Origin of the sequence: Pelomonas sp. KK5 (genome assembly GCF_001984095.1) — a bacterium.
Lineage (GTDB): Bacteria > Pseudomonadota > Gammaproteobacteria > Burkholderiales > Burkholderiaceae_C > KK5.
Map to the genome: position 1 here is coordinate 1 of NZ_LYVQ01000319.1, position 5,538 is coordinate 5,538.

The window sequence follows — 5,538 nt, forward strand, 5'->3', positions numbered from 1 at the left end:
CTCCTGCACGCCGACCCGGGCCTGCAGCGCCTGCTCGCCCGCATGGAAGCCGCCGGCGCTCATGACACGAGCTCCGCCGTCAGCGGGATGAAGCCCGGCAAGGTCTCGACCCGCTGCAGCCAACCGCGCACGGCCGGGTAGGCCTCCAGCGAGATGCCGCCGATCTCCGCCTGCGAGCAGTAGCCGTACAGCGAGACGTCGGCCAGCGTCGGCGCCGCGCCTTCGAGCAGCCAGGGCTGCGATTGCAGCGTGGCCTCCATCAGCGCCAGCAGCCTGTGGCCGTCGACGCGGCTTTCCTCGCGGACCGGCCGACCGATCAGCGCCGAGAAGCGCGCGGTGGCGATGCCGTAGTCCAGCAGGCTGGCCGCCAGCGAGAACCAGCGCTGCAGGCGGGCCGCGGCCACAGGATCGGTCGGCAGCCAGGCCGAGTCCGGCGCATAGCGGCGGGCGAGGTAGACCAGGATCGCATTGCTGTCGGCCAGCGCCAGCTCGCCGTCCTCCAGCACCGGTATCTGGCCCAGCGCGTTCAAGGCGAGAAACGCGGGCTGGCGCTGCTCGCCACGCAGCAGGTCCACCTCGACCGTCTCGTAGGGCAGGCCCAGCAGCCGCAGCATCAGTTCGACGCGGTGGCAATGGCCGGAGATCGGCATGCGGTGCAGGCGCATAACGTTGAGATTCATCTGACGCTCCTTGTTGGGAATGGCGCCACGATATCTATTGCAATATTCGACAGGAATACCGAAAGTCAGCCTTTCAGAATTACTCGGTGAGAAACAATGGACCATCTCGACACGCTGCGCGCCTTCGTCGCCACGGCCGAACTGCAGGGTTTCGCCGCGGCGGCGCGGCGGCTGGGCGTGTCGGCGCCGGCCGTCACGCGGGCGATCGTGGCGCTCGAGAAGCGGCTGGGCGTCGTGCTGCTGATGCGCACCACCCGGTCGGTGCGGCTGACCGATGCGGGGGAGCGCTTCCTGCAGGACTGCCGGCGCATCCTGGCCGACCTGGACGAGGCCGAGGCCGCCGCGGCCGGCGGCCAGGCCCGCGGCTGGCTGACGGTGACGGCGCCGCAGATGTTCGGCCGCCTGCACATGGCGCCGCTGGTGCTGGATTTCCTGAAGGCGCAGCCGCAGGTGCAGGTGCGCACGCTGTTCGCCGACCGGGTGGTGCATCTGCTCGATGAGGGCATCGACGTGGCGCTGCGCATCGCGCAACTGCCGGACTCAGGGCTCACGGCCGTGCCGGTGGGCGCGCTGAGGCGGGTGGTCGTCGGCGCGCCGGCCTATCTCGCCGCGCACGGCACGCCGCAAACCCCGCAAGACCTGGCCCCGCATCATGCGATCGCCTATGCCCAGGACGGCCACAACCCCACGCCCTGGCGCTTCCGCGACGGCCAGCTCGGGGAGCCGCGGATCAACTGGGTCACCAACAGCAACGAGGTGGCGATCAGCGCCGCCGTGGCCGGCCATGGTCTCACCCGCTGCCTGATCTACCAGGCCGCGGCCGATCTGCGCGCCGGCCGGCTGCGAAGCGTGCTGGACGAGCATGCGCTGCCGGCGGTGCCGGTGCACCTGGTCTACCCGGCCGGGCGGCGGGCGCCGGCCAAGGTGCGGGCCTTCATCGAGTTCGCGCGCGAACGGCTCGCGGCGGAGCCGGTGCTGCGCGGGGAGCTCTGACGGGCCCTTCGATACCTCAGGGCGAACGGAGTGAGTGGTTCCCAAACCCGTTCGGGATGAGGTATCGAAGCCCTCAGGCCTTGGCCGCCTTCTTCGCCGCCACCTTCTTCGCCGGCGGCGCCTTCGCCGCACGCGGCTCGAACTCGAACACCACCTTGCCCTCCTTCTTGTCATAGGCCAGGAAGGCCTTGAACTTGCGGCGGGTCTTGTTGGAGACGAAGTTCTCCAGCAGGTCGGTCTTGCCGGTGGTGAGCAGCTTGTGCACCTGCGCCGGCTCGACCGGCTGCTGCAGGATGATCTTGCCGCTCTTGAAGTCGCAGGTCACATGCGCCCCGACCGCGTGCTCGCAGACGTAGTTGGCGCCATGCTCGTAGACATGGCCGCCGCACTTGGGGCAGTTGCCAAGAGAGGACTGCCCGCCGAAGTCGACCGGCTCGCCGTCGTTCTCGGCCTTCTTGGCGTCCTCGCCGAAATCGAACTCGAGCTTCCAGTTGGCGATCTCGTCGTCGTAGACCAGCGCCAGCTCGGCCGTGAAGGGCCAGCCGGCCTTGGAGCGGAAGCCTTCCAGCGGGCCGATCTTCTTGTCGCGCAGGAAGGCCTCGACCTCATGCAGCTCGAAGCTGCGGCCGCCCGGGATCTTGCCGATCGAGAAGCCGCAGGCATCGCTGCCCTCGCCGCTCTTGCCCATGCAGGTGAAGCGGCGGTAGTTCTCCTTGACGATGCCGCCGCACTTGGGGCACGGTGTCTTCAGCGTGGCGTAGTCGCCGGGGATGGTGTCGCGGTCGTAGCTCTTGGCCTTCTGCACGATGCGCTCGGTCATCGCGGCGATCTCGGCCATGAAGGCGTCGCGGTCCAGGCGGCCCTTCTCCATCTCGGCGAGCTGGTATTCCCAGTTGCCGGTCAGCTCGGGCTTGGTCAGATCCTCCACGTCCAGGCCGCGCAGCAGCGTCATCAGCTGGAAGGCCTTGGCCGTGGGGATCAGCTCGCGGCCCTCGCGCAGCATGTACTTCTCGGTGATCAGGCCTTCGATCGTGGCGGCGCGGGTGGCCGGCGTGCCCAGGCCCTTCTCGGCCATGGCCTCGCGCAGTTCGTCGTCGTCGATCAGCTTGCCCGCGCCTTCCATCGCGGAGAGCAGCGTGGCTTCCGTGTAGCGGGCCGGCGGCTTGGTGGCCAGGCCCTTCACGTCCACGCTCTCGGTGCGCACCAGCTCGCCCGGGGCGACGGCCACCAGGTTGGCGTCGTCGTCCTGCTCTTCCTTGCCGTAGACGGCCAGCCAGCCGGCCTTGACCAGCACCTTGCCGTTGGTCTGGAAGGAATGCTCACCGACCTTGGAGATGCGCGTCGTGACCAGGAACTCCGCCGGCGGGAAGAACACCGCCAGGAAGCGCTTGACCACCATGTCGTAGAGCTTGGCCTCGGCCTCGGTGAGGCTCTTGGGCGCCTGCAGCGTCGGGATGATGGCGAAGTGGTCCGAGACCTTGGCGTTGTCGAAGACCTTCTTGGTCGGCTTGATGTAGCCGTTCTTCAGCGAGGTCTTGGCGTGCGCGCTGAGCGCGCGCAGCGGGCCGGGCATGTCCTCCTTGGACAGCATCTCGGTGGTCTGCTTCGCCACCGCCAGATAGTCCTCCGGCAGGAAGCGCGAGTCGGTACGCGGGTAGGTCAGCACCTTGTGCTTCTCGTACAGCGCCTGGGCCAGGCCCAGCGTGGTCTTGGCCGAGAAGCCGAAGCGGGAGTTGGCCTCGCGCTGCAGGGTGGTCAGGTCGTAGAGGCCGCCGCAGGAGCTGGTCGTCGGCTTGCTCTCCTCGGTGACCGTGGCCGGCTTGCCGAGCACGGCCTGGGCGATCGCCTCGGCATCGGGCTTGGCCCAGATGCGGTCGGCGCGGTCCTCGGCATCGTCGCCCTTCTTCCACTTGGGATCGAACCACTTGCCCTCGTACAGGCCGGCCTGCGCGTCGAAGCTGGCGCGCACCTCCCAGTAGTCGCGGCTGACGTGCTTGCGGATCTTCTCTTCCCGCTCGACGACGATGGACAGCGTCGGCGTCTGCACGCGGCCCACGGTGGTGAGGAAGAAGCCGCCGTCGCGCGAGTTGAAGGCGGTCATCGCGCGGGTGCCGTTGATGCCCACCAGCCAGTCGGCCTCGGAGCGGCAGCGGGCGGCGTCGGCCAGCGGCAGCATCTGCTTGTCGGAGCGCAGGTTGGCGAAGCCGTCGCGGATCGCCTGCGGCGTCATCGACTGCAGCCACAGGCGCTGCACCGGCTTCTCGAGCTTGCCCTTGGCGGGCTGCGCGTACTGCTGGATCAGCCGGAAGATCAGCTCGCCCTCGCGGCCCGCGTCGCAGGCGTTGATGATGGCCGTCACGTCCTTGCGCCGGATCAGCTTGACCAGCGCGTTGAGCCGGCCCTTGCTCTTGTCGATCGGGTTCAGGTCGAAGTGCGGCGGGATCACCGGCAGGTTGGCGAAGCTCCACTTGCCGCGCTTGACGTCGAACTCGTCCGGCGCCTTGATCTCCACCAGATGGCCAACGGCCGAGCTGACGACGTACTGCTCGCTCTCGAAGTACTCGTCATGCTTGTCGAACTTGCCCGTGCCCGGCGTCAGCGCCCGCACGATGTCCTGTGCCACCGAAGGCTTCTCCGCAATGATCAGTGTCTTGCTCATGTCGATCGACGAACCTGCTTATTTATCGTGCCTACAATCCGGCCTCGCGCGCACGTACACGTACGCGCACCCATGAATTCAATGTAACCACAACTTTTCGATGACGCGCAAAACAGCCTCTCGCCGCATCCAGGTCCGCAAGTCGGGCGTCCACGGCCGCGGCGTGTACGCGGTGGCCCCGATCGCCGCCGGCGAGACCGTCATCGAGTACACCGGCGAGCGCATCAGCTGGGACGAGGCGATGGACCGCCACCCGCACGACCCGGCCCAGCCCAACCACACCTTCTACTTCCACCTCGACACCGGCCAGGTGATCGACGCGCTGCACGGGGGCAACAGCGCCCGCTGGATCAACCACAGCTGCGCGCCCAACTGCGAGGCCGACGAGGTCGAGGGCCGCGTCTACATCAAGGCGCTGGCCGACCTCTCGCCGGGCGAGGAACTCTTCTACGACTACGGCCTCACCATCGACGAGCGCTACACGCCCAAGCTGAAGAAGGAATTCGCCTGCCACTGCGGCAGCCCCGAGTGCCGCGGCACGATGCTGGCTCCGAAGCGCCGGTGATGAGCGAGCAGCAACAGCCCCACGACGACGACGACATCGCCGTCCCCGAAACCGGCTGGCATGTCGATGCGCTGTGGCAGCAGCTCTCTCCGCTGCTGCCGGGCATCAGCATCGAGGTGCTGGCGCGCAGCGAGTCCACCAACACCGCGCTGCTGGAGCGGGTGCGCAGCAAGAGCAACAGTAGTGGCGGCGGCAGTGGCGCCGCTGAGCCTCAGAGTTATGGCCGCCGCGTGCACGACCTCCAGCCCTGCCTGCTGGTCGCCGTGCACCAGACCCAGGGCCGCGGGCGCCTGGGGCGCAGCTGGGTCTCCAGCGCCGGCGGCTCGCTGACCTTCTCGCTGGGCCTGGTGCTGGACATGCCGGACTGGTCCGGCCTCTCGCTGGCCGTCGGCTGCGCGGTGGCCGAGGCGCTGGAGCCCCTGGGAGATCCTTTGCCGGCCGGCCAGGCGCCGCGCCTGCAGCTGAAGTGGCCCAACGACATCTGGCTGGTGGACGACGACGGCGCCGGCCGCAAGCTCGGCGGCATCCTGATCGAGACCGTGCAGGCCGGCGCGCAGCGCATGGCGGTGGTCGGCATCGGGCTGAACGTCAGCGAGCAGGCGGCGCCGGCCGAGAGCGCCAGCGGCGTGCCGGTGCAGTTC

At 68.6% G+C, this 5,538-nt stretch carries 5 protein-coding genes; 3 read left to right on the forward strand and 2 right to left on the reverse strand.

Translation table 11 applies throughout. From position 1 onward, the window contains the following. Positions 1-59 precede the first annotated feature (59 nt). A complete protein-coding gene (locus B0W88_RS29210) occupies positions 60-680 on the reverse strand; it encodes a glutathione S-transferase family protein (protein ID WP_077038049.1) in 621 nt (206 codons plus the stop codon). 96 nt (positions 681-776) lie between these two features. On the opposite strand from B0W88_RS29210, the gene B0W88_RS29215 reads away from it, so the two are divergent. Further along, on the forward strand, positions 777-1,673 hold the full coding sequence (locus B0W88_RS29215) for a LysR family transcriptional regulator (protein ID WP_077038050.1): 897 nt from the start codon (positions 777-779) through the stop codon (positions 1,671-1,673). Positions 1,674-1,746: 73 nt separating this feature from the next. Here B0W88_RS29215 and B0W88_RS29220 read toward each other — a convergent pair whose 3' ends face one another. Continuing rightward, entirely contained in the window at positions 1,747-4,332 is a 2,586-nt protein-coding gene (locus tag B0W88_RS29220) for a DNA topoisomerase III (RefSeq protein ID WP_077038051.1), read from the reverse strand. A gap of 100 nt (positions 4,333-4,432) precedes the next feature. Between B0W88_RS29220 and B0W88_RS29225 the strand changes: the two genes are divergently transcribed. Both B0W88_RS29225 and B0W88_RS29230 read left to right on the forward strand, forming a co-directional pair. Continuing rightward, positions 4,433-4,897: an SET domain-containing protein gene (locus tag B0W88_RS29225; RefSeq protein ID WP_077038052.1), complete on the forward strand. Its 465-nt coding sequence runs from the start codon at positions 4,433-4,435 to the stop codon at positions 4,895-4,897. Beyond that, the coding region (locus B0W88_RS29230) for a biotin--[acetyl-CoA-carboxylase] ligase (protein ID WP_083749152.1) at positions 4,897-5,538 on the forward strand (642 nt) is incomplete at its 3' end. The genes B0W88_RS29225 and B0W88_RS29230, both read left to right, overlap by 1 nt.